The 25,081-nt window shown below is 44.8% G+C and carries 25 protein-coding genes and 3 riboswitches; of the genes, 23 read left to right on the top strand and 2 right to left on the bottom strand.

Annotated features, from left to right (window positions below):
* Window positions 1–296 precede the first annotated feature (296 nt).
* The 22 genes from prfB (at window position 297) to AM506_RS11005 (ending at window position 21,580) form a co-directional block, all read left to right on the top strand.
* A protein-coding gene (gene prfB, locus AM506_RS10900; protein WP_152968576.1) for a peptide chain release factor 2 occupies window positions 297–1,398 on the top strand; the annotation gives its coding sequence in 2 pieces (ribosomal slippage) (window positions 297–368 and window positions 370–1,398; 1,101 coding nt in all).
* A gap of 412 nt (window positions 1,399–1,810) precedes the next feature.
* Window positions 1,811–2,683, top strand: a complete 873-nt coding sequence (locus tag AM506_RS10905; protein WP_152968577.1) for a YitT family protein — start codon at window positions 1,811–1,813, stop codon at window positions 2,681–2,683.
* 76 nt (window positions 2,684–2,759) lie between these two features.
* Window positions 2,760–3,074, top strand: a complete 315-nt coding sequence (gene cccB, locus AM506_RS10910; RefSeq protein ID WP_060672519.1) for a cytochrome c551 — start codon at window positions 2,760–2,762, stop codon at window positions 3,072–3,074.
* A 563-nt stretch (window positions 3,075–3,637) separates the two neighbouring features.
* Window positions 3,638–4,324 (top strand): cell division ATP-binding protein FtsE, encoded by a 687-nt coding sequence (gene ftsE / locus AM506_RS10915; RefSeq protein ID WP_060672520.1) that lies wholly within the window; start codon window positions 3,638–3,640, stop codon window positions 4,322–4,324.
* Complete coding sequence (gene ftsX / locus AM506_RS10920; RefSeq protein WP_060672521.1) at window positions 4,314–5,198, top strand: permease-like cell division protein FtsX; 885 nt, start codon at window positions 4,314–4,316, stop codon at window positions 5,196–5,198. The genes ftsE and ftsX overlap by 11 nt, the downstream gene beginning before the upstream one ends.
* 39 nt (window positions 5,199–5,237) lie before the next feature.
* A complete protein-coding gene (locus AM506_RS10925) occupies window positions 5,238–6,596 on the top strand; it encodes a murein hydrolase activator EnvC family protein (RefSeq protein WP_060672522.1) in 1,359 nt (452 codons plus the stop codon).
* 180 nt (window positions 6,597–6,776) lie between these two features.
* Window positions 6,777–6,863: riboswitch (cyclic di-GMP riboswitch) on the top strand.
* A 123-nt stretch (window positions 6,864–6,986) separates the two neighbouring features.
* Window positions 6,987–7,226 (top strand): hypothetical protein, encoded by a 240-nt coding sequence (locus tag AM506_RS10930; protein WP_152968578.1) that lies wholly within the window; start codon window positions 6,987–6,989, stop codon window positions 7,224–7,226.
* 212 nt (window positions 7,227–7,438) lie between these two features.
* The gene (locus AM506_RS10935) at window positions 7,439–8,008 is read left to right on the top strand and encodes a class I SAM-dependent methyltransferase (RefSeq protein WP_060672524.1); all 570 of its coding nucleotides are present in this window, start codon (window positions 7,439–7,441) and stop codon (window positions 8,006–8,008) included.
* Between the two features lie 86 nt (window positions 8,009–8,094).
* On the top strand, window positions 8,095–8,805 hold the full coding sequence (locus AM506_RS10940) for a cytochrome c biogenesis CcdA family protein (RefSeq protein ID WP_060672525.1): 711 nt from the start codon (window positions 8,095–8,097) through the stop codon (window positions 8,803–8,805).
* A 9-nt stretch (window positions 8,806–8,814) separates the two neighbouring features.
* The gene (locus tag AM506_RS10945) at window positions 8,815–9,501 is read left to right on the top strand and encodes a response regulator transcription factor (RefSeq protein ID WP_060672526.1); all 687 of its coding nucleotides are present in this window, start codon (window positions 8,815–8,817) and stop codon (window positions 9,499–9,501) included.
* Window positions 9,494–10,546 (top strand): HAMP domain-containing sensor histidine kinase, encoded by a 1,053-nt coding sequence (locus AM506_RS10950; protein WP_060672527.1) that lies wholly within the window; start codon window positions 9,494–9,496, stop codon window positions 10,544–10,546. The genes AM506_RS10945 and AM506_RS10950 overlap by 8 nt, the downstream gene beginning before the upstream one ends.
* Before the next feature lie 21 nt (window positions 10,547–10,567).
* Window positions 10,568–11,188, top strand: a complete 621-nt coding sequence (locus AM506_RS10955; RefSeq protein WP_060672528.1) for a hypothetical protein — start codon at window positions 10,568–10,570, stop codon at window positions 11,186–11,188.
* Complete coding sequence (locus AM506_RS10960) at window positions 11,181–11,762, top strand: redoxin domain-containing protein (protein WP_060672529.1); 582 nt, start codon at window positions 11,181–11,183, stop codon at window positions 11,760–11,762. Before AM506_RS10955 ends, AM506_RS10960 begins: the two co-directional genes overlap by 8 nt.
* 83 nt (window positions 11,763–11,845) lie before the next feature.
* Window positions 11,846–12,226: a DUF302 domain-containing protein gene (locus AM506_RS10965; RefSeq protein WP_060672530.1), complete on the top strand. Its 381-nt coding sequence runs from the start codon at window positions 11,846–11,848 to the stop codon at window positions 12,224–12,226.
* A 123-nt stretch (window positions 12,227–12,349) separates the two neighbouring features.
* Window positions 12,350–13,489, top strand: coding sequence for a trans-sulfuration enzyme family protein (locus AM506_RS10970; protein ID WP_060672531.1), 1,140 nt, complete (start codon window positions 12,350–12,352; stop codon window positions 13,487–13,489).
* Between the two features lie 88 nt (window positions 13,490–13,577).
* Window positions 13,578–13,696: riboswitch (SAM riboswitch) on the top strand.
* A 150-nt stretch (window positions 13,697–13,846) separates the two neighbouring features.
* On the top strand, window positions 13,847–15,142 hold the full coding sequence (locus AM506_RS10975) for an O-acetylhomoserine aminocarboxypropyltransferase/cysteine synthase family protein (protein ID WP_060672532.1): 1,296 nt from the start codon (window positions 13,847–13,849) through the stop codon (window positions 15,140–15,142).
* Between the two features lie 61 nt (window positions 15,143–15,203).
* Window positions 15,204–16,277, top strand: coding sequence for a homoserine O-acetyltransferase MetX (gene metX / locus AM506_RS10980; protein ID WP_060672533.1), 1,074 nt, complete (start codon window positions 15,204–15,206; stop codon window positions 16,275–16,277).
* A 164-nt stretch (window positions 16,278–16,441) separates the two neighbouring features.
* Entirely contained in the window at window positions 16,442–17,899 is a 1,458-nt protein-coding gene (locus AM506_RS10985) for a S41 family peptidase (RefSeq protein ID WP_060672534.1), read from the top strand.
* Between the two features lie 149 nt (window positions 17,900–18,048).
* The gene (locus AM506_RS10990; protein WP_060672535.1) at window positions 18,049–18,810 is read left to right on the top strand and encodes a glucose 1-dehydrogenase; all 762 of its coding nucleotides are present in this window, start codon (window positions 18,049–18,051) and stop codon (window positions 18,808–18,810) included.
* A gap of 12 nt (window positions 18,811–18,822) precedes the next feature.
* Entirely contained in the window at window positions 18,823–19,008 is a 186-nt protein-coding gene (locus AM506_RS10995; protein WP_060672536.1) for a hypothetical protein, read from the top strand.
* Between the two features lie 17 nt (window positions 19,009–19,025).
* A complete protein-coding gene (locus tag AM506_RS11000) occupies window positions 19,026–20,054 on the top strand; it encodes an alpha/beta hydrolase (RefSeq protein ID WP_060672537.1) in 1,029 nt (342 codons plus the stop codon).
* A gap of 329 nt (window positions 20,055–20,383) precedes the next feature.
* Window positions 20,384–21,580 carry a PDZ domain-containing protein gene (locus AM506_RS11005; RefSeq protein WP_060672538.1) on the top strand — a complete coding sequence of 399 codons (1,197 nt, stop codon included), beginning with the start codon at window positions 20,384–20,386 and terminating at the stop codon, window positions 21,578–21,580.
* 42 nt (window positions 21,581–21,622) lie between these two features.
* Here the strand turns inward: AM506_RS11005 and AM506_RS11010 are convergent, their stop codons facing one another.
* On the bottom strand, window positions 21,623–22,858 hold the full coding sequence (locus AM506_RS11010; protein WP_060672539.1) for a dicarboxylate/amino acid:cation symporter: 1,236 nt from the start codon (window positions 22,856–22,858) through the stop codon (window positions 21,623–21,625).
* Between the two features lie 237 nt (window positions 22,859–23,095).
* Entirely contained in the window at window positions 23,096–23,959 is an 864-nt protein-coding gene (locus AM506_RS11015) for a DUF1206 domain-containing protein (protein ID WP_060672540.1), read from the bottom strand.
* A 201-nt stretch (window positions 23,960–24,160) separates the two neighbouring features.
* Window positions 24,161–24,298, top strand: a riboswitch (cyclic di-AMP (ydaO/yuaA leader).
* 126 nt (window positions 24,299–24,424) lie between these two features.
* On the opposite strand from AM506_RS11015, the gene AM506_RS11020 reads away from it, so the two are divergent.
* On the top strand, window positions 24,425–25,081 hold the full coding sequence (locus tag AM506_RS11020) for a potassium channel family protein (RefSeq protein ID WP_060672541.1): 657 nt from the start codon (window positions 24,425–24,427) through the stop codon (window positions 25,079–25,081).

The raw sequence follows: 25,081 nt of genomic DNA on the forward strand, positions 1-25,081 counted from the left end.
CGAAAAGCGGAGGCGGCTTGCACAGCCCCGACAAGCATAAGATGAATGGGCCTAAGAAGGCGCGCTTTGCCTTCTTGGACCATTTAGCTTATGACCTCGAGGGGCTAGCCGCCGGAGCTAGACAGGTGAGACCCCGCAGGCGGAGCCGAGGAGGCTCACCGCCCGCCCCGCGGAAAGCGAGCACCTGCAGCGGAAATCAACCACTACTGTCTAATAGAAACTCCAGCCATTCTACTTCTGGTATAATCCCAATAAAATAATCTCAACAACCCAAATAACTATAGAGGTGACCACACATGGAACTATCAGAAATCAGAGCAGAGTTAGAAAAATCAGCTAAGACATTAGCGGACTTCAGGGGGTCTCTTTGACTTAGAAAACAAAGAGGCCAGAATCCAGGAACTCGACGAAATCATGGTCCAGCCCGACTTCTGGGATGACCAGCAAACAGCACAAGGACTGATCAATGAAGGAAACGGATTGAAGGAACTTGTCAATGATTACAAATCAATGCTTGAATCTCAAGAAAACCTTGAATTAACCCTTGAACTTGTAAAAGAAGAACCGGACGAAGAACTTCAACAGGATCTTGAAGCAGAGCTTGGTGATCTCGTCAAACGCTTGAATGATTACGAGCTTCAACTTCTTTTAAGTGAAGAACATGACAAAAACAATGCCATCCTGGAACTTCACCCAGGTGCAGGTGGAACCGAGTCACAGGACTGGGGTTCTATGCTGCTGCGTATGTACACACGCTGGGCTGAAAAAAGAGGATTCAAAGTTGAAACCCTTGATTATCTGGCTGGAGATGAGGCTGGAATCAAGAGTGTGACTTTAGGAATCAAAGGACACAATGCATATGGCTACTTAAAAGCTGAAAAAGGCGTTCATCGTCTTGTGCGTATTTCTCCATTCGATTCGTCAGGCCGTCGTCACACTTCCTTCGTGTCTTGTGAAGTCATGCCTGAATTCAATGAAGAAATCGAAATCGACATCCGTACGGAAGATCTGAAAATCGATACGTACCGTGCAAGTGGAGCCGGTGGACAGCACATCAATACGACTGACTCAGCGGTCCGTATCACTCACTTACCGACCAATGTGGTAGTAACGTGTCAATCCGAGCGTTCACAAATCAAGAACCGTGAGTCAGCGATGAAAATGCTGAAAGCGAAGCTTTACCAGAAGCGGATCGAAGAGCAGGAGCAGGAACTTGCTGAAATCCGTGGTGAGCAAAAGGAAATCGGATGGGGAAGCCAGATCCGTTCCTACGTCTTCCACCCATACTCCATGGTCAAAGACCACAGAACCAACACAGAATCAGGAAACGTACAAGGCGTCATGGACGGCGACATCGATCCATTCATCAATGCTTATCTGCGATCCAAAATCAAATAATACACAAAAAACTGACCCCGCTAACCATTGGCTGGGTCAGTTTTTTAATCTGTTTGAGGGACGGACCTCAAGCAGCACGATGAAGCAACTGTTTTGCTCCCGGCCAAGGTCCGTCCCTCGAACCTCACCTCATTAATGCTTTAACACGTTATTGAACTGTTATTTACACCTTCAGGCACCCATGCTATACTCTCAAAGGTTGATACAGAGGGATTCATCAAGTGGATCGCCATCTATATCACCTTCTTCATCATGGATTTATAAAAATAGAAGTACTTCTTTTTTGGATGCATATGTATACTCTTTCACAAATAACACGTGACCTATAGAGGTCCGTCCCTCGAGGAGAGTTGCATCAAAGGAAGGGTTTGTACTCATACTATTAATACATAGGTTAAAGGAGTCGTACTGGATGGGTTTGAAGGAAAGGCGTCGCGAGCAGGCATTTAATCCGCGGAAAGAAAAGTTGTTAGAGTATTTGTTTGTTGTGTTTGGGTCAACGATTGTGGCCATTGCGTTTAATGTGTTCTTACTACCGAATGAAGTAGCTTCAGGAGGGGTGAGCGGGATATCGACGCTTTTGAATGGACTGTTTGACTGGAAGCCGGCATATGTTCAGTGGGCGTTCAATATACCATTATTCATTGCTGGCTTAATCTTTCTGGGACTGCAATTTGGTGTCAAAACAGCCATCGGTACGGTATTTCTACCACTTGTCGTATTCTTGACCGAAGACTGGAAGCCATGGACGGAAGATCCCCTGCTTGGAGCCCTTTTCGGGGGCATTGGGGTAGGACTTGGTTTAGGAATCGTCTTTCGTGGAAGAGCTTCCACTGGAGGGACGGACCTAGCAGCCCAGATCGTAAATAAGTTCACCGGGCTCTCACTGGGAACATGTGTGGCTATGATCGACGGCATGATTGTTCTGTCCGCAGCCATTGTCTATGATATCGAGCGTGGATTATATGCACTTATCGGACTATATGTAACAAGTAAATCCATCGATCTGGTTCAGGTTGGGATAAGCAGATCCAAAATGGCCCTGATCATCACTAACCGCCAGGAAGAAGTTCGGGAAGGAATTCTGAATAAAATCGACCGTGGAGTGACAAAACTATCAGCATACGGTGGTTACACAGATGATGAACGGCCGATCCTCATGTGTGTCGTCGACCAGACAGAATTCACAAAACTGAAACAACTGGTCAAAACGATTGACCCCGCTGCATTCGTCGTCACAATGGACGCTTCGGAAGTTCTTGGGGAAGGTTTCAAACGGGTTTAAACTTGGTATAATTATGTAAGGGAGGGACGGACCTCACATCCGCGACTCTGAAAATGGATTCCTAGGGGGATAATAAATGAAGAAAAAGCTACTTGGTGTTCTTTTTGGCGCTTCATTAGTACTTGCAGCCTGCGGTGGAGATGGCGGCGACAGTACAGAAACAAGCTCCGGTGGAGTAGACCCTGAAAAAATCGTAAACAATAAGTGCACCAGCTGCCATGGGGGAAACCTTGAAGGCGGAATGGGCCCGGCCCTGAAAAATATCGGTGCCCAACTAAGCAAAGATGAAATCCGTGAAACGATTAAAAATGGTAAAGGCCAAATGCCTCCTGGACTCATAGATGGTGAGGAAGCTGACGCAGTGGCTGAATGGTTATCGAAGAAGAAATAAGATCGGGAGAAGAATCCATTTTGGGTTCTTCTTTTATTTTTCTGAGTAGATTTGCTATAAATTTCAATGACTTAAACCGATGTTTTAAAAACATATTAGATATCCACAGATTTTTTCACCCCTTCTTTAAGTCTTTGTTACAGAACTTTTTCATGTGATATTCCCCCATTCAATACTCTATAAAATGTTCTCATTTATAACCTAGTAACTTTATCAGATTAGCATCCCCTTAACGTTTGTCATGATAGGATCCTCAGAAATAAGAATGTAGTATTAGTACCAGATAATAGGTATATAAGACTATAATTTTATTGATTTATAGGTAAAATCGACAACAAAACAGGTAAAAAATTCACATTTTTTCACGTTCTGAAATGTAAATGTAATAATTTTTATCCTTAACTTACTATAAAGAGATGTTATAATAATTTTCGGAAGCGTAATTCGAGGTTTTTCACCAATTTTTGTCTAACGGTGATAAAGACGACTTTGGTTACGTGCCGTGTACATATGTCGATAACAGCCAAGAGGGTAACTACATAATACAAATTAGGTGATTTGAAATGATAGAAATGAAAGACGTCTACAAGCAGTACAGCAACGGTGTCATGGCTGCCAATGGCTTTAACGTCCACATCAAGCAAGGCGAATTTGTGTATGTTGTGGGGCCGAGTGGTGCCGGGAAGTCTACTTTTATTAAAATGATGTACCGCGAAGAACGTCCTTCCAAAGGAGATATCGTTGTAAATGGTATCAATCTCGCAAAAATAAAAAATAGTAGAGTTCCATACTTAAGAAGAAACGTGGGGGTTGTATTCCAGGATTTCAAGCTGTTACCATCGCTGACAATTTATGAAAACATTGCCTTCGCACTTGAAGTGATAGAAGAACATCCGAAGCAAATAAAGAAAAGAGTCATGGAAGTACTGGACCTGGTAGGGTTAAAACATAAAGCAAGAATGCTACCGAATGAATTATCGGGTGGAGAGCAGCAGCGTGTATCGATTGCACGATCCATCGTCAATACGCCAAAGCTTGTGATAGCAGATGAGCCTACTGGAAACCTTGATCCCGAAACATCATGGGATATCATGAACATTTTTGAAGAAATCAGCAACCGTGGAACCACGGTGATCATGGCTACGCATAACCGGGAAATCGTGAATACGATCAAGCATCGGGTAATCGCCATTGAAAATGGCCGGATTGTCCGGGACGAACAGCGAGGTGATTACGGTTATGAAAGCTAGAACGTATGGCCGCCACTTCAGAGAAAGCTTCAAGAGCATTGGCCGAAACGGCTGGATGACATTTGCATCAGTGAGCGCCGTTACCGTGACATTACTACTTGTTGGTGTGTTCATCGTTTTAATGCTAAACATGAACAAGGTAGCAACCGATATTGAAAAAGACGTTGAAGTGCGTGTCTTACTCGATATTGGAACTGAAAAATCCCAAACTGATCAAATAGAAAAAAAGATACAAAATATAAGTGGTGTGGAATCAGTTGAGTATTCTTCCAAAGAAGAAGAACTTCAGAATCTGGTCAAAGATCTGGGAGACGATTTCAGATTATTTGAACAAGATAACCCATTATATGATGTGTTCATCGTAAAAGCGGATAATCCGCGTGACACCGGTAGAATTGCTGGTCAAATCAGCAAATATGAAGGTGTCAATGAAGCCCTTTATGGTGAGGCGAAGATTGAAAGATTATTCAATGTACTGGAAATGAGTCGGAATGTTGGACTTGTGTTGATCATCGGTCTGTTGTTCACGGCGATGTTCCTTATTTCAAATACAATCAAAATTACCATTGTCGCTAGAAGAAGGGAAATCGAGATAATGAAACTCGTGGGTGCAACCAACTGGTTTGTACGCTGGCCATTCATATTAGAAGGATTATGGCTTGGAATTTTAGGTTCTATTATCCCGATCGCTCTTGTCTCAACAGGTTACTACTATGCCTATGGATTTATTGAACCAAAACTACAAAACAATTTTATTCAGATATTAGATTTTACCCCCTTTATCTATCAAGTAAACGGATTAATTCTATTAATGGGTTGCCTGATCGGGGCTTGGGGAAGCTTTATGTCTGTTCGTAAATTCTTAAAAGTGTAAAATTTGATAGGTTGATAGAAGCTGAAAGGAGCATGCCGCTTGAACAAGAAGTATTTTATATCATTATCTATTGCAGCAGCATTAACAATCGGAAGTCTACCAACGTTAGCAACCACTGCTAGCGCTAACTCCTCCGTGGAGGACTTAAAGAAACAGCAGGACGGCGTTTCATCTAAAAAAGAAGAGGTCAATGGCAAGATTAATGAGAAAAAATCTCAAATTGACCAAACTATTAGTAAACAAAAAGACATTGAATCACAGATTGCCGAAATCAGTACGAAATTAAAAGATACAGAAACGAAGATTGCAGAAAAAACAAAAGAAATTGATGAAACAACAGCTAAGATCAATAAGCTTAAAGCGGATATTGAAGAATTAAAGAAAAAGATTGAAGAACGTAACGAACTTCTGAAGGAACGTGCTCGTGCCATTCAGGAAAAAGGCGGTTCTGCCAATTATCTTGACGTACTTCTTGGGGCGGAGAGCTTCGGAGACTTCATCAACCGTGTAACAGCAGTTAATACAATCGTAAGTGCCGATAAAAAGATCATGGACGAACAAAAACGCGATCAAGAAGAATTAGAGAAAAAGCAGGCGGAAGTGGAAAAAGAACTTGCTGACCTCGAATCTTCCAAAGCGAATCTTGAATCTTTAAAACAAGACCTGAATAGTCAAAAAGCTAAAAAAGCTGAACTATTCAAGCAGCTTGAAGCTCAGCAGGCATCCTTGAAAGTAGAAAAAGCAGATCTTGAACAAGAATCGAATGAACTTTCTAAAATGGAGCACCAGCTTGAAGGTGAAATCCAGGCTGAACAAGCACGTCTGGCAGAGTTAGCACGCCAGCGTGAAATCGAACGTAAGCGCCAGGCGGAAGCTGAAGCGGCGAAACGTGCAGCAGCACAGAAACAAGCTACATCAAGCAGTAGCGGCGGATCTTCTTCGGCTCCTGCGGCAACAACAGCTACGGCTCCAAGTGCACCTGTAAGTGCAGGAGCATGGACAGCACCAGCACGTGGAACAATCACAACCAATTTCGGCTGGGACGTTTTAAATGGTGAGCGACGTTTCCACTATGGTACTGATATTGCAGCACGAGGAAGTGTTCCAATCTCTGCAGCAGCAGATGGTTATGTCATTAAGAGCCACTACAGCTCAAGCTATGGTAATGTAGTGTACATCACTCACTCTATCAACGGCCAAATGTTCACAACTGTATATGCTCACATGTCTTCTTCATTAGTGAGCACTGGACAAGCAGTGAACAAAGGTGACCAAATCGGTTACATGGGTAACACAGGATTTTCTTTCGGACAGCATTTACATTTTGAACTGTACAGAGGTTCTTGGAGTGCATCGCATTCAAATGCTGTAAACCCACGTCAATATATTAACTTTTAAGTTTGAAAATCCCCGCTTCTGTTTAGAGGTGGGGATTTTTTTGAGTGAATGCAAAAGCTCCTCTAATTCCATGCCCATCCACTGCTGGTTAAGAAAGGGGAAATTTAATCGACAACTTGTTTACTAAAGACTGTTTTCATATCCTTATTCTTCTAGTATAATGACAATATTCAAGTGATTTTTCGAAAAAGGCAAACTAATTGAAAGATTAGGACGCAAAACTACGGGTCTTCTATTTTAAAAAATAATGATCGCCGGGTTACCGAAAACAATGGAAGCAATGAATACTAACTCGAAATTTATTCTAGTATCATTCAGCCTGCCTTTTTGGTGGGCTTTTTCTCTGAAAGGTTTGTGTTAGTTGGATTTGAATCTGTATGAAGGATGATGATGTTGGAGTTAGCAGATATAAAAAGACAATTAAGAAGTTTCTGCAGAAGGAATCGTACCGCATTAAAGTATACACATATTGGTGAGTATTCTGCGGAAGAAGTGAGTGAAATGTTTATTGACTGTGTCGGTACCGAAGAGGTCATAAAGATCCTTCATGACATTGACATTATCAATCAGCGCGGTGGAGATACCGTCAAATACTTCATGCTCATCCTGGAAGGGTTGAAAGCAGCTTAGAAAGCAACTTCCTTCACAGGGTGGATAAAATGTTACACGTCATATATGAAAGGGTCCTTCAACGAAGGGTCCTTTTTTGAAGAGAAAAACAACAGCCATATTATCTGTAATAATGACTTAAAGGGATACACTATGAGTAAATCACTTGCTTGAAAGATGGAAATTTAAGATACTAATACATAATAGGGTATATTCTGAATGGAGGAAACGTCATGACCGGACATTTATTTGAACATCACAAAGCTTCAAAGCTGCTTGATCCAAAGCGACAAGAGCTTGTACCTGTGGATAAAGTATTAGAACTGCTTCAATTGAAACAGGACGATATCGTAGCCGACTTGGGCTGCGGAAATGGTTATTTAACCCTTCCGATTGCCAAGAAAGTGGACACGAAAGTTCAGGCGGTAGATCTGCAACAGGAAATGCTTGAGTATCTGAAACACCGGGCTGGGGAAGAAAACATAGATAATATCGTGTATGTAAAATCATCCCTTGAATACTTAAGCTTTAACAAAGGTACATTGGATAAGACCGTCTCTGCTTTCGTCTTACATGAAGTCCCGGATCTGATCAAAGTCTTTCAGGATCTCCATGATATGCTGAAGGATGACGGGCGATGGCTGATTCTTGATTGGGAAGCGGTGGAATCTGAAATGGGACCCTCATTGGAAGAACGTATTCCATCTGAGGAACTCGAACGTCAGCTCAAGTCAGCAGGGTTCAAGACAACGGTAGGGCATCTACATGACTCCGTCTACTATATCGTTGCAAATAAAGAATAAGATAGAAATTTTATAAAGTTGGGTTTTCTTAATCAAATATTAACATTCCCTGTTCATACTGTCCTTGTAAAGGAGTGAACAGTCTGATGGAAGTTTCGATATGGTTTGCGCTGGCAGCAGGAGCATTATCCTTTTTTTCGCCGTGCGTATTTCCGCTTCTGCCGGCTTATGTCAGTCATTTAACTGGTGGACAGGCACAGGATGGGCATATGAATGTGGAACGATCGGTGGTTTTACTGCGATCCTTTGGTTTCATTGCGGGATTTTCCCTCATTTTCATTCTAATGGGGGCTTCTGCCAGCTTTCTTGGAGAAATGTTCTCTGAATATCGGATCTACATTGAACAGATTGCAGGGATTCTTATTATTGTGTTTGGGTTGCAAATGATGGGCTGGCTTAGTTTTTCATTTTTACTGAAAGATACGAGATCGTTTGAAACGAAGAAAAAAGGGACGGCTTTTGGATCGATTCTGCTGGGGATGGCTTTTGCCAGTGGATGGTCACCATGCGTCGGATTGACGCTTTCTTCTATTTTGTTGTTAGCAAGTGCCAGCAGTACATTGACACAAGGAGTAGTCCTGCTGATCGTCTATTCAATTGGATTGGCAGTTCCCTTCCTGCTTATCTCCATGATGATCACCAAGACATTCACCGTGATGAAGACGATCAATAGAATCCTGCCTGGGCTTTCAAAAATCAATGGAACATTGATGATCATCTTGGGGTTTCTTGTGTTTAGTGGGAAGATGCAGCAAATCAGCTCTTATCTTTCCGTTTTTAGTTTCTTTTCAACATAGGGGGAGAGTATGAAGGTTCAAAATAAGACGATTCTGATTGTTGAAGACGATGTAAAGATACGCAAGCTGATCAAGCTCTTTCTTGAAAAAGACGGGTATGAAGTGTTTGAAGCCGAGGATGGTGAAGAAGGAAAACGATTATTCAAAGAGCATGACCCTTGCTTCGCCATCCTGGATCTGATGCTTCCAAAAACCCAGGGAGAAGAGTTGTGCAGATGGATTCGTGAAGAAGAGAAAAGTGATATCGGTATTATCTTTGTGACAGCCAAAACGACGGAGGATGAAAGAATCCTTGGATTGAAGGCCGGGGCGGATGATTACGTCACAAAACCATTCAGTCCTTCTGAACTTGTGACAAGGGTGGACACAGTCCTTCGCAGAACAGGGACGCGCTGCCAAAAGCTCAGTAAAAAAGGATTGACGCTGAAGCCGATGAAAGGTGAGGTCACCTATAAAGGGGACACCCTGGAATTAACGTCCTTTGAATTCAGGATCCTCGAGTTTTTAATGATCCATTCGGGTCAAGTGATTTCAAGACAGCAGATTCTTGGTGCCTTGTATGATATGAATCAAAAAATCGTCTCGGAACGGACAATCGATGTCCATATCCGCCACCTCCGAAAGAAACTTCAAGCGTGCACCCATCAATCTTTTATACAAACCGTCAGAGGGATGGGGTATAAGTTCGATGCGTAAAAGAAAAGAAGTGTGGGGGATATTCACTCAGTTGACTTTTCTTAATACGATTATCATTGCGATTGTCATCGCCATAGCTGGATTCACGGTCAAAAACTATGCGTGCACCCTCGTCAATCAGCAAGAAATTACAGGGACGAACCTGGAGATCCTACTTAATCAATATTTGGTGAAAGTAAGCATTCTAGCCTTTCTCCTTGCCGGCGGCTTTCACTTCCTTTTATTAAAGTGGCTGATTCACCCATTAAAAAAATTAACAGCCGCAACTCAAGAATTGAAAAAAGGAAATCACCCGAAGCCACTGAAGAATCCTCTGATTTATGAGGTGAAAGAGCTGAATGATGCCTTTAATGATTTAACAGAACGGACGGCTCGCGTAAAATCAAAGCAAAACCGGTTATTAAAAGATCTGTCTCATGAATTAAGAACTCCCCTGACGAATTTATCAGGATACCTTGAAGGTCTTGAAAAAGGAATTGTTAAAGGCGATCAAGAAATGTATCGTTCCCTTCAAGAAGAAACAACCCGGATCGAACGATTGCTGGAACAACTCGTCCGGATCAATCAATGGATATCCGATGGGGAAATGAAGAACTTCAAAAGGGAAGATATTTTGATTCATCAGCTGATAAAGAGACGGATCACCACCTTTCATATTAAATTCCTTGAAAAAGGGATCTTGGTGGATGACACTCTTGAACCTTTTACGTTGGAGGGAAGCATTGATGGTCTTAATCAAGTGCTGAGCAATCTCCTTCAAAATATTGTGGATTACGACAATGGGAAGAAGGTACGAATAGAAAGCTTTATTGAGGAGGAATCTTATGTGATCCGGTTCTCCCATGAAGGAAGAAGGATTCCTGTTGAAGAAAGCGAGCTGATCTTTGAGCGCTTCTATCGTGTGGATACTTCGAGGTCGCCTTTGACAGGCGGAACAGGACTCGGACTGGCCATTGCAAAAGAGATTGTACTTGCTCATGGAGGAGATCTTTCCCTTGAAACCGATGGCCTTCATCATACCTTTGAGATACGACTTCCCAAATAACGAATGATTTGAGGAGAATACATGACAGAGCAATGGTACACTATCGGTTCCTTCACATTCCCCTCCTCATGGGGGGCCATCATCGCCTCATTCGTACTGACTTTCTTATTCCTATACTTCTGGAACCGAAAGGCCAGTGACTGGTATTCGAATGCTATTTTGATTTTTATACTTGTCTGGAAATTGAGTGTGATTGTGGTCGACTTTCAAACGGTCATCAAGCACCCCTTTACAATTCTCTACTTTCACGGAGGAATCATTGGGTATTGGTTAGGCTTGGCAGCTGTTCTCCTGTACATCTTTTTCAGGAAAGTCGACCGTCCATCTATCCTTATCATTTCATGGATGACTATGGTACTAGTCTTTGAAGTTGTCTTACATATGCTCCATGATGACTTTCTTTTAGCAGGTATTCAGTCCGTTCTCAATCTGATGATGGTTTATTTTATGATGAAAAAATCAGCAGGGTCTGATGGAGGGATGTGGGCTGGACAAATATTGGTTTTGTTCACCCTTTTCCAATTATTTCTTAACACTTTGATCGGCGGCTTCGAATTATCCATCATCACTTGGACGTATTTAGTGATGATGATCGGTCTCATCTTTCTTTTAACGGTAAGGAGGAAAACTAAAAATGAATAAACGAAATTTCGCTCTGGCAATCGTCGCCCTGCTGATCGGGATTTTCCTCGTGAATTTGTTCCAGGATCAACAGGAAAAAAAGGCGAAGGAAGAAGCTGCCCAGTTGGCCAAAGAATCCATGGATCTTTCTGACGCCAAGGAGGGACTCACCAAAGGGGATTCTGCACCGGACTTTTCCTTAACTACTTTAGATGGTGAGGAAGTCAAGCTCTCCGACTATCAAGGCAAGAAGGTGATCCTGAACTTCTGGGCCACCTGGTGCCCGCCGTGTAAAGCGGAAATGCCTCATATGGAACAGTATTACGAAAAAAACGCGAAAAAAGAGAATGTCGAAATCCTTGCCGTCAACTTGACGTCACAGGATGAGGGGAAGAAAGCAGTCCAGCAATTTGTCGACGGCTATGAACTTACTTTTCCGATCCTTCTGGATGAAAAAGGGGATATCGGCGGTGAGTACCGGGCATTCACGATCCCGACCACTTACATGATCGACACAAACGGCCTTATCCGGCACAAAATTGTCGGCCCCATGAACGAAGAAATGATGGGTAAAATGGTCAGAGGGATGGAATAATGGGAGGGACGGACCTCTGACCAGACGTTTCATTGCATACGCTATGAGGTATAAGTAACCAAGACTCGAAAAGGAGGATCAATATGTTCCATTACACAAAAGAAGTTTCAATGAATGTGAAAGAAGCGGTATCAGCAGTTGAAGCAGCCTTGAAAGAAGAAAGCTTCGGGGTTCTTTGGAATCTTGACCTGGCCGCCAAGCTTCAGGATAAAGGGCTGGATTTTAATGAAGAAGTAGTCGTCCTGGAAGTATGTAATCCCCACGAAGCGAAAAAGGTGCTGGAAGAAAGCTTGCTCGTCAGCTATTTCCTGCCGTGTAAAGTGACGGTATACACGGAAAACGGAACGACCAAGATCGGTATGGCAAAGCCGAGCAAGCTGATTGAAATGGTAGATAACGATGAACTGAAACGATTGGCGTTGGAAATCGAAAATCGCCTGATCGGGTGTTTAGAAAACGTCTGACGATTAGAACCTGTTGCAAAAGCGACGGGTTCTTTTTTTGCATCCAACACCTCATACTCCTCACAATCTTCTGAATATGATACAATTTTAAAAATACATAGATTCAGGAAGGATGACAGCGAAATGAAATTCACCACCAAGGTTGTACATAGTCAGCTGAAAGGAACCGAGGAAATTCGCAGTAAGACGACGCCGATTTACCAGACGTCTGCTTTTTCTTTTACGTCTCTGGAGGAGCTGGAGGGTTTCTATGAAGGGAAGTCCCCCTATCTTTATTCAAGAACGGGTAACCCGAACACGGATGAACTAGGGAAGATGGTAGCGGATCTTGAAGGGGCGCCTGCGGGTGTCGCCACGTCTTCCGGCTTGTCAGCCATCCTGGTTGGGATCCTGGCAGTCGTCCAGTCAGGGGACCATATCATTGCGGCGGAGGATTTATACGGAGGCACCTTCCATATGCTGAAAGAAGAGCTGAAATCATTTGGCATAGCCACCTCTTTCGTTGATTTTACGAGTGAGGAAGAAATCGAGGCAGCACTCACTCCCAAAACCAAACTTCTCTACAGTGAGACCGTGACAAATCCGTTTATGCGGGTTGAAGATATTTCAAGAATGGTAGCCCTTGCCGAGAAGCACAACCTGAAAACGATGATCGACAATACATTCGCGACCCCATTTCTGCGTCAGCCCTTCCTTGAAGGTGTCGATCTGGTCGCTCACAGCGCCACGAAGTATATCGGCGGGCATAGCGATATCACTGCTGGAGTCGTAGTCGGAAAAGAAGAGCTAGTGAATAAAGCAAGGGGGAAGGTCGTCAACATCGGTTCGAACTTGAGCCCATTTGAAGCATGGCTCACATGCCGGGGGGCGAAAACACTGGCGCTCCGGGTGGGAACCCAGGCTCAGAACGCGGGAACCCTTGCAGATGAACTGCGCACCAATGACCAGGTGAAAAGGGTCTATTATCCAACCGATCTATCCGATAAAGGGAATGGGGCGATCGTCACTATCGAACTCGATCGCAGCTGCGATATCAGCACATTCTTCAAGTCCCTTGGATGGATCAAGATCATCCCGTCCCTGGCCGGAGTAGAAACAACGGTTTCCTATCCACTCGGAACATCTCACCGTGCCCTTCCAAAAGAAGCACAGGAAAAACTCGGCATCAACACCCATGTGGTGCGCATATCATTAGGTATCGAGGATGGGGAAGATATCGTTTCTCAATTTAACGAGGCGATTGCAGCTTCTGCCAAAAAATAAAAAATTCTGAAAATAGCCTTGACGTTGAGGCCGGTTACCCTTTATAATTCATCTCAACGTAAGAATTTTTAACTTTGACAACTACATGCTCTTATCCAGAGAGGTGGAGGGACTAGGCCCGATGAAACCCGGCAACCTTCATGTACGCAGCAGGCGTCACATGAAAAGGTGCTAATTCCTGCAGGCTATCTGCCTGAAAGATAAGAGGAGGACCCTATTCAATTAGACCCTCTTCTTAGGAAGAGGGTTTTTTATTTTATCCTCTTCTATCTTCTTAGGTAACTATTCTTCTTCGATTTTTCAGAAACCTAGTTCAACAGAATCCCAAAAAACAATAACAATTAGGAGGAATTACAAATGACCAAATCATTCGATTTCGACACACTGCTTCTTCACGGCGGCCAGGAGCCGGACCCAACCACAGGCTCTAGAGCGGTACCCATCTATCAAACGACCTCATACGTGTTCGACAACAGCGACCATGCAGCGAAGCTATTCGCCCTTGAAGAACCGGGAAACATCTATACGCGGATCATGAATCCGACCGTTGACGTGCTGGAGAAGCGCCTTGCCCTTTTAGAAGGTGGAATCGGGGCTCTTGGGGTGTCATCGGGCATGGCGGCCATCTCCCTGTCCATTTTAAATATCGCAGGAGCAGGGGATGAAATTGTGGCAGCCACCAATCTATACGGTGGAACGTATAATTTATTCTCTACGACTCTCCCGAAATACGGAATCAAGGTTCATTTCGTCGATCCGACTGATCCGGAGAACTTCCGAAAAGCGATTACGCCAAAAACGAAAGCGGTATTCGCCGAGACGATCGGAAATCCGAGCCTCCACGTCCTGGACATCGAGTCGGTTGCGAAAGTGGCCCATGATCATCATATCCCGCTTATCATAGATAACACCTTTGCGACGCCATATGTGTGCAAGCCGATTGAATGGGGCGCAGACATCGTCATCCACTCTGCCACGAAATGGATCGGCGGCCACGGTACGGCCATCGGGGGCGTCGTCATTGACGGCGGAAAGTTTGATTGGAATCATGAAAAGTTCCCTGGATTTACAGAAGAAGATAGAAGCTATAACGGACTTCGCTACGCACAGGATGTGGGAGCGGCAGCTTTCATCACAAAATTAAGGGTGCAGCTGCTTAGGGATCTCGGGGCGTGCTTAAGTCCACAAAACGCATTTCTGTTGTTGCAAGGACTGGAAACCCTTCATCTCCGCATCGAGCGTCACACGGAAAACGCCTTGAAGATTGCAGAGCACCTGAATCAGCATAGCGGAGTCGCATGGGTGTCTTATCCTGGACTGCCTCAGCATCCATCCCACGCACTTGCTCAAAAATATTTGAAGAACGGAGCGGGTTCCATCGTTGTCTTTGGAATCAAAGGGGGCAGGGATTCAGGACGTAAAGTCGTCGACAACATCTCCCTCTGGTCCCATGTTGCCAATGTAGGGGATGCGAAGTCATTGATCATCCATCCTGCGTCCACGACGCATCAGCAATTGAACGACCAGGAAATCCGGGCCACAGGCGTAACCGAGGACCTTGTAAGACTTTCCGTCGGATTGGAATCTGCTAAGGACTTGATCGAGGATCTGGATCATGCCATTGAAGTGGCGTTGGAAACGTCACGGGTGTAAGAAGTAAGGGGTTTTTTGAAAAAAGCTCATGAGAAAACAGACCAAAAAAGGAGGTGGAGGAATGGAGAATTCATACTCATACGAAGTAAGCTCCATTACCATCCCATCCCTCACGTTAGAGTCAGGCACCACGTTACACCATATAAATCTGGCATATGAACGGATCGGCAATAAGGAAGGTCCCGTCATCCTCGTATGCCACGCCCTCACCGGCACCCATATTTTGAAAGGGACGAGTGAGGACCGGGGCTGGTGGGATGGCCTGATCGGGCCCGGTTCATACATTGATACGGATCTTTACAATGTGATTGCTTTCAATGTATTAGGGGGGTGTGAGGGAAGTACGGGTCCGACGTCCACCAATCCGGAAACCGGAGAACGTTACGGACCGGACTTCCCGTACATTACTATACGGGACATGGTCCATGCCCAATATGAAGCACTTCAAGAGCTATCCGTCGACCACATCGAAGCGGTGATCGGCGGATCGTTGGGGGGCATGCAGGCATTGGAGTGGGGGGCCATGTACCCGACGTATATTCATAAGGTATTCGCTCTCGCCGTCTCACCTGCCTTAAATGATTATGGTCTCGCGTTCAATCATATCGGGATCACAGCGATTGAAGGGGACCCAGAGTTTCAAAGGGGGCACTATCCCCATGGAGCCATTTTAAAAGGGCTTGAGATTGCCAGGATGGTCGGGATGGTAACGTACCGCACCCAGGAATTGTTTGATCAGAGGTTTCAGCGGGAGAGGACGAATGAGCAGTACAATATAGAAAGCTATCTTGATTACCAAGGAAAGAAACTCGGTAAGCGATTTGATCCGAACAGCTATCTTACCCTCCTTAAGGCGATGAACAGCCACGATATCGGGAGGGGAAGAGGAGGGACGGAAGCAGTTGCCGATTCCTATCCGTGCAAGCTGGTATCGATCAGCTATGAGGGTGATTTGATTTATTCTCCCCACTATTTAAAGGAATTCACCATTGGAGCCCCCAAGGGTGAACATTATTTTATCCCGACAGCATTCGGTCATGATGGTTTTCTCGTGGAATTCGAGAAATGGGGAGGGATCATCTCTTCTCATCTCAAAAACCATCAAGGTCAGAAAATCGTGACGGGCATGAAATAATCGACTGCCAATCATAACTCGTCCCCCTCCGGCATATAGTTAAATAAGCAAAGACATCGCACCGCCTGAGCGCGTTTTTGTGTGGTGTCTTTTTTCGTTGGGTGGGAAAGCGTACGCTTGCGCCCATCCAAACCATAAACAAACGACAAGCTGGAGGGGAATATATGGAGTGGACGGGCAGAAAGCTCATCATCACCATCATCATTAGCATGGTGATCGGTGCAGGGGGAATGTATGGCGGCTTGGAGTGGACGGGCAGTTCCGGGTCTGGGGACGAGCTTGCCCAGTTTAACGGCAAAGGGGAGCTGAATGATAAGCTTCATAAGGTAGAAGTCGCGTATGATTTGATCAGTGACAAGTTCTTTCAGGATGTAGACAAGGGACAGCTCGTGGAAGGGGCGATTCAGGGGATGCTGAAGACCCTGGATGATCCGTATTCTGTTTATATGAATGCTGAAACCGCATCCCAGTTCAATGACGCATTGGATTCCTCCTTTGAAGGGATCGGGGCAGAGGTCACGATCATGGACGGGAAACTGGTCATTGTGGCTCCTTTTAAAAATTCACCAGCTGAGAAAGCCGGTCTGAAACCGAATGACCGCATCATCAAAGTGGATGGGAATAGCATCGACGGGCTTGACCTTTATGAAGCCACCTTGAAGATCAGAGGGAAAAAGGGTACGGAGGTAAAATTGGAGATTACGAGAGAGGGACTTTCAGATCCGATCGAGGTGTCCGTGAAGCGGGACGATATCCCTGTTGAAACGGTGATCTCCGATGTGAAGGAAGTCGACGGGAAGAAAACCGGCTACATCCAAATTACGACCTTCTCGGAAAACACAGCCGTCGATTTTAAAAAGCAGCTGGCAGAACTCGAGAAGAAAAAAGTAGAAGGATTGGTTCTGGATGTGAGGGGTAACCCGGGTGGACTCCTTTCAAGCGTGGAAGACATCCTCAAACAGTTCGTCACAGAGAAAAAACCGTATGTGCAGATCCAGGAACGAAGCGGAGAGGTGCTAAAATCCTTCTCAAACAGCAAGGAAAGAAAAGCGTATCCTGTCGTTGTTCTCATCGATGAGGGCAGTGCATCTGCTTCTGAAATCCTTGCCGGTGCGCTGAAAGAAGCGGAAGGATATCCGCTGATCGGGACGAAGAGCTTCGGGAAAGGGACCGTCCAGCAGGCAGTGCCGATGGGAGATGGAAGCAATATTAAGCTCACCATGTTCAAATGGCTGACGCCGAATGGGAATTGGATTCATAAGAAGGGGATCAAACCGGATATCCCGGTCAGACAACCAGCCTACTTCTATGCCCACCCCCTTCAAGTGGAAAAACCACTGGAAGAAGGAGCAAACAACGAGCAGGTGCAAAACGCCCAGGAAATGCTTCAGGGATTAGGATTCACCCTTGACCGGGTCGATGGTTATTTCAGTAAGAAAACCGCTAAAGCCGTCAAGGATTTCCAAATCCAGGAAAGTCTCGACGTCACGGGTGTGATTGATGCCAAGACCGGAGAAAGACTTCAGGAAGAAATCTTTGAAGCGGTTCAGAATGAAAAGAATGATCTGCAGCTTCAGGCAGCCTTGGAGTATATAGAGCGAACGGCCAATAAGCAGCAGTAAATAAAAGAGATCTCTCTTTCTTGAGAGGTCTCTTTTTTGTGGGGACATTTGATTCATTTCTGCCCTTTGGAGCGGAGAATACGCACTCATTCCCTGAATCTATCTATTATAATAATGACCTTTATTTTAATAGAAAGGAGATTGATAAAATGTTCTCGGTTAAAGACAAAGTCGCCATCGTCACAGGCGGCGGGAGGGGTCTCGGGAAAGAGATGGCCCTGGCATTGGGAGGAGCTGGAGCGCATGTCGTGATCTGCTCGAGGAACCAGTCGGCGTGTGATGAAGTGAAGGAAGCATTGATCGGTTCAGGCGTCCGGTCACTTGCCATTCCTTGCGATGTTACCCAGAAGTCAGATGTAATACAGGTTGTGGAAACAGTGATGAAAGAGTTTGGAAGAATCGATATTTTGATCAATAATAGCGGGACATCCTGGGCCGGTCCTTTTGCTGACATCCCTGAAGATAAATGGGACAAGGTGATGGATGTCAATGTAAAGGGGTCTTTTTTGTTTTCCCAGGAAGTGTCCCGGGTCATGGTGAAGCAAAAAGCGGGGAAGATCATCAACATCGCGTCGGTTACGGGATTTGGCGGGACGAATCCCATGCTGATGGACACGGTACCCTATAATACGAGCAAAGGGGCCGTCATGACGTTGACAAAGGATCTTGCAGTGAAACTTGCTCCGCATAATATCCAGGTGAATGCCATCGCTCCGGGGTTCTTTCCGACCAAAATCACGAAGGAGCTTTTTGCAAGTCAGGGAAACATGATCAAGCAGCATATACCTGCAAGAAGATTTGGACAAGCAGGGGATTTGAACGGGGTGGCCATCTTCCTGTCTTCTTCTGCCTCGGATTATATCAATGGTCATATTTTAGTCGTGGATGGCGGCATCCGTGCACAGGTATAAGGAGGGAAAGGAATGGATCAATTTTATGAAGATCTGAAAAAAATCGGGATGAGTGTGGAATATGAACTGAATCAAGCGGTTAAAGAGAAGTTGGATGACCCCGAATTGGTGGAGTCCGTCAAGTCATGGCTAGAACTTCTCCAAGCTGTCATGTGTTTCATTCAACTCCTGTCCCTTGCGCAAGCGTTAAAAGAATAATGAATGGCGGTGTTACGATGAAAGAAATGAACAATGAGAAGGAAATGGCCCGATGGAAAGGTTTTATGGACACACTGCAAAATAAGAGCGAGTGGCAGCCGAACTTTCCACGGGAGGAAATTTGGAATCTATACAATAGTAAACTATGGTTCTACGCTTCAGAAAATAATAATGGTCATATCCCTGTCTTTTTACTCTATTCACATATCAACAAGCCTTCGATTCTGGATCTCACAAAAGAACATAGTCTGATAGGGAAATTCCTTGGAGAAGGATACGATGTCTACCTTCTCGAATTCGGTGAACCTGTATTGGAAGAGAAGGGAGTAGGATTGGCTGAGTATTTGTCTCACTACGTGGATCCATGCATCAAGAAGGCCCTTCAACATTGTGGGAAGAAAGAGATCTCCCTTTCCGGATTTTGCTTAGGAGGGACGTTAGCGGTCATCTATGCAGCTTTAAATTCGCATCTGATCCGAAATCTAATCCTTTTTGTCACTCCGATCGACTTTGACCAGATCCCCGATTACCACAGCTGGGTGGACGCATTGAAAAAAGATGAATTGGACGTCACGGGAATCATGAGTGATATCGGCATCATACCAGCCCCCTTTATCCGTTATGGAATGAGGGCTTTGACGTCTCCCGTTTACTTTTCTCCTTATTTGTCACTCCTCAATAAAGCCTACGATAAAGATTATGCCCACTATTGGCTCCGGTTCAATCAATGGACAAATGATCATCTCCCCCTCACCGGTGCAATGGGAAGGGATATACTCACCTATTTTATAAAAGAGAATGTTTTGATGGGCGGGGAGTTCAAATTATCAGGAGAGACCATTGACCTGCAATCAATTGATTCGAATCTTTACCTGATTTCCTCCCAATATGACCAGCTGGTCCCGCCCTCAATCAGCACTCCGTTGTTGGAGCTTGTGTCGAGTAAGAATAAACAAACGGCTGAGGTGGCTGGTGGACATGCCAGTCTCATTAAATATGGGATATCCGCGGAATTAATAGAGTGGTTACACTTACACTCTAAATAAAAGGAGGAAAATATATGATGCTGGAGTGGGAAATAGACGCCCCTATTGATTACATGGGCTTTGCCTTTTTCGTTTTTAAAGAGTTTATCAAATCTTATTTTCAATAAGGAATAGAGGCGGATGGGGATCATTTCCACCGTCTCTTTTTCTTCAAATCATGATTCCATTCCCATCCAATCGACATCATTTCCCGGGAAAATATGAAGAATGCTGTCGGAAATGAAATCGAATCGTAAAACGATTGAATAAAATAGCAATAGGTTTTAACACTGTCTTTTGATAAAATAGTAGATAATGCAAATTTTCTTGCAAAAGGTGGTGACGGATCATTGATTGAGCTTTGGTTACTCGAGGTTTTAAAAGGGGCAGGGAAATTATTTCTGCATCCTGTACTATATCTTTCTGTGTTTTTCGCTGTTATGGCCGGCTATTATCGTGTGAAAAGAGAACGGAGAGATTTCAATACGAGATTGCTGGATGGGTACCATGACTTGCGGGTGCTATTTTCATACGGAATCGTCCTTGGATTGTTGTTTTCTGTTGCGACAGTTGCAGTGGGAGTGGTCATTCCCTTCGCCGGCATCCTCCTTATCGGAGCTGTGTCGATCCTGTTTGCGTTGACGGGACGTTTTCAGCTTATGTCAGCGACCATGACAGTAGGTTTTTCTTACCTTATCTTAGTCGCGGTGGATTATTTTCAGTGGGACATCCCTTATGTAAATACATACGTGGAACGCTTAAATCTGGGTCTCTTCAGTTCCATCGTCGTTCTACTTGGTTTATTGACGATGATTGAAGGAATCCTGATTGTACTGAACGGTTGGAAGCACACTTCACCCCGCTTGCTTAAAAGTGCACGTGGGTTGAAGGTGGGGGCCCATCTCGGAAAAAAATTATGGCTTGTGCCTATGTTTGTATTGGTACCCACAGGGTCATTGACCATTCCATTTGAATGGTGGCCGGTGTTTACCTTGGGCACTGAAACGTATTCATTACTATGTGTACCGTTTCTCCTCGGGTTTCAACAGTTGGTCAAAAGCACGCTGCCTGAAGTCGCGATCAAGCAGACCGGATCCCGTGTGTTCTGGCTCGGTGCATTTGTATTGACCTTAGCTGTAACAGGATTCTGGGCCCCGCTGTTTTCTCTCGGTGCAGCAGGTGTGGCCATCCTTGGCCGTGCATGGATCGGTTACCGTTACCGTAGTGCGGAAGATTCAAAACCGTATTTCTTCAAACGACAGCCTAATGGCGTCATGATCCTCGGTATCCTCCCAGGTTCACCCGCCAGGAAGCTGACACTCCAAGTGGGGGAAATCGTCCTGAAGGTGAACGGTGTCGAAGTGAATACGGAACGGGCATTTTATGAAGCGCTCCAAAAGAACGGAGCCTATTGTAAGCTGGAGGTTCTGGGGACGAATGGTGAAAATCGTTTTACCCAGGGAGCCCTGTATGAAGGTGACCATCATGAACTGGGGATCATTTTTGCCGATGAAGCTTCAGGGTGGGAGCATCACCAGGTTTCGTAATAGAAAAAAGGATAGCCGCGGCTATCCTTTTTTTCATGGGATTTATGAAAGGGAAGGAGCTTGTTTGTCATCCTTCTCCGTTTTATCAATAATCGACGTACCAACTAGATCCCCTGTTACATTCAGGGCCGTACATCCCATACCTACTAAAGCATCAATGGCTGTCAGGAGGGCAACGGTTTCCATCGGCAGACCAAGCTGAGCAAAAACGGTGGCGATCATGATGATTCCTGCTCCAGGGACGCCCGCTGTTCCGATGGAAGCCAATGTTCCTACAAGGACAACGACCATCATATCGGTCAGACTCAATGGATTACCAACGACATTAGCCGCAAACACAGCGGATACTGCAATACGAATCGCAGCTCCATCCATATTAATTGTGGCGCCGAGTGGCAGGCTGAAGCCGTATAAACTTTTTGGCAAACCGAGATTTTTTGCTGCATTCAATGTTAATGGCAGGGTGCCAGAGCTGCTTTGGGTCACAAAGGCTGTGACCATTGGTGTACGTGCTTGAGCAAAGAATTTGCCGGGACTGATCTTGAATCCAGCCAGAGCAATCATATAGATAGCCAATTGGACAAACAATGCAATATAAAGAACAAGAATCATATTCCCTAAGGATACTAATGTATCGAGTCCCTGATTCCCGACCGTGTTGGCCATGATGGCAAAGATTCCGATCGGAACGTATTGAAGGACCACCTTCATAATTGACAGTGTGGCTTCGTTTAAGCCATTCACGACTTTGTATACATGTTCACCGAGTTCGTGGTAATCTGCTGAAGACCGTAAATATGAAATCGCGATACCAAATACGATCGCTGTAAAGATAATCCCCAGGAGATTCATATCTGTGAATGCCGTGACGATATTATCAGGGATGATATTGAGAAGCACACTGGTGACCCCGGGATTTTCGGGTACCTTGAATTTTTCCGTCGTATCAAGGGTCATGCCCGTTCCGGGTTTAAATATGCTGGCGACGGCAATACCGACCATAATGGCTAAAGTCGATGAGAATAAGTAGTATAAGAACGTTTTTCCACCCATTCTTCCAAGTTTATTTACACTGGTCTGGTTCACACCGACCATCAAGGTAAAAAGAATGAGGGGGATGATCAGGAACTTAAGCAAGCGAATCAAAATATCGCCAAGGGGTGTAAGGACCGACGCATCTTTACCAAATATCACACCGACGGCAATCCCAAGTACGAGAGCCACGGTTATTTTCATGATCAGGGATGTATTGAGATAACCTCTCCAAAGAGATTTCATTGGTTGACGCCTCCTTCTGATAATTGTAGATTCCCCAAAAATAGAGAACATAATATCATATCTTTATAAAACTTATGCGTTTAGTGGGTATTCATTGACATAAGATACAACAGATGCATGGAACTGTCAAAATCCGTGCTTGTGATGGGGGCTGCGTCTGATTGTGGATGTTTACCGTAAGAGGAGTAAAGAGATACATAAAGAAGGAGCTGCCGTTTCGACAGCTCCCTCACTTCCTTAATAAATCGTCAAATGACGGTTCTTTCCTTTTAATATCTGAAAGACACCATATAAAAATAATCCAATGGCGACAATTCCGAGCAGCCATTGTCCGAAAGGCTGCTGAGCGAGTTCCGATAATGCCCCGTCAAGTCCCTTCGTCTTATCCGGGTCTGCCGTGATGGCTGTCTGGATAAAGAAGTATCCTATCAGCAGGAAGACGATACCGCGTGAGTACAGTCCAAGTTTCCCGGTTTTTCTTCCAAGTTCCCATTCTTTCTCCGTCATTTCATGGCGTTTGAATTTGTCGGTGTATTTTTCGGTATAAGCTTTATGAATTTCATAGAGTGCGAATCCAATTATGATCAGTCCGACAATCCCGACGATCCATTGACCGAAAGGCTGTGCCAATAATTTGGCTGACAGTGTCTGTTTGGAACCTGAACCGGATCCCGAGCTTTTGGCGTGCATGGCGATGGCAATGGCGTTATAGGTTAAGGAACCATAGGCGATTCCGCTGATCAGATTGGCGAGTCTTCTGAACATGGACTTACCGCCGTTTTTTACATGTTCAGGATCTTTGATCACTTGGATAAGGCGCCAAAGTACGATCCCGATCAAGCCGACTCCGAGGATCCAGAGAAGGACCTCACCGAAAGGCTTGCTTGCGACAGCCGTAAAGGCACCGCTTGAGTCAGATGTACTTCCTCCTATCCCGAGTGCCGCCATCACGGCCAATGCCCCGATGAGCATATAAACGATCCCTCTTGAAATGTAACCAATTCGTGCAAATCCCCTGATCCAGGGCTTTATATCATTAGATGAAACGGATGAACTTTCATTATTCTCCGTTGAGGAGGTAATGGATGAAATTCCTGCCATAAACGTTTCTTCCCTTCTGATTCAAATTTCGTATGACTAATGTATGCTATTCCCTGAATAACGAAAATACAAACCTATTTAACGAACAGTAAATGTTGGATGAATGAAGATGATTTTTCCTGTTTTTCAGGTAAGGATTTTTTACAAATAACCTATTTACAACCCCTGTTTAGAGGAGTAATATATCTATCATCAAATGAATATTCTTTATCGCTTAATTCATTTATTGAAGCGGGGGACCCACTAGTTTCAGGGGTGAATCCTTTCTGTTGAAAGGTAGGGCCACTTCCATGACCCGAATCCGTCAGCTAACTCCGTAAGCGTATTGGGAGAGGATGATACTTGTGATCTGGACGACCACAGGCTTAGTTCCTGGTGGTCTTTTTGCGTTGTTTAACGCGGGAGTAAAGTCATGAATAGGAAGTAATTGGTTAAGCTATAAAAAAGGTTTTGGAGGATTTCATCATGAAAAAGCAGTTTGCTGTTATAGGTTTAGGGAGATTTGGAGGGAATCTGGTTCAGGAACTGGCTGATCTGGATGTGGAAGTGCTGGCCATCGATATAAATCACGATGTGGTACAAAAATTTATCGATATTGCCACCCACGCTGTGCAGGCGAATGCCATGGATGAGTCGGTATTGAAATCCCTTGGTTTAAGGAACTTCGATCACGTGATTGTGTCCTTCGGGGATAATATCGAGGCAAGTGTCCTCACCACGCTCCTTCTCAAGGAATTAGGGGTCAAGGAAGTATGGGTGAAAGCATCGAACTCCTATCACCAGAAGGTACTGGACCGGATTGGTGCGGATAAGGTCATTCATCCGGAGCGGGACATGGCCAGAAGGATCGCCCACCATATCACGTCTGAAAAAATCATCGACTATATAGAGCTGTCAAAAGAACACAGCATCGTTGAGGTATATGCTTCAAAGAAGGTAGCGAATAAAACGCTGAATGATCTCGACGTCCGGGCCAAATTCGGCTGTAATATCATCGCTATCCATCGCGGGGAAGAAGTCATTGTTTCTCCTTCTGCCGATGAGGTGGTTGAATTAGAGGATATTCTGATCGTTATAGGACACAATCGGGATATAAATCGATTTGAAAAAGAAGGTGTATAA

The sequence above is a fragment of the Rossellomorea vietnamensis genome, assembly GCF_001305855.1.
In the GTDB taxonomy this organism is placed as follows: domain Bacteria; phylum Bacillota; class Bacilli; order Bacillales; family Bacillaceae_B; genus Rossellomorea; species Rossellomorea vietnamensis_A.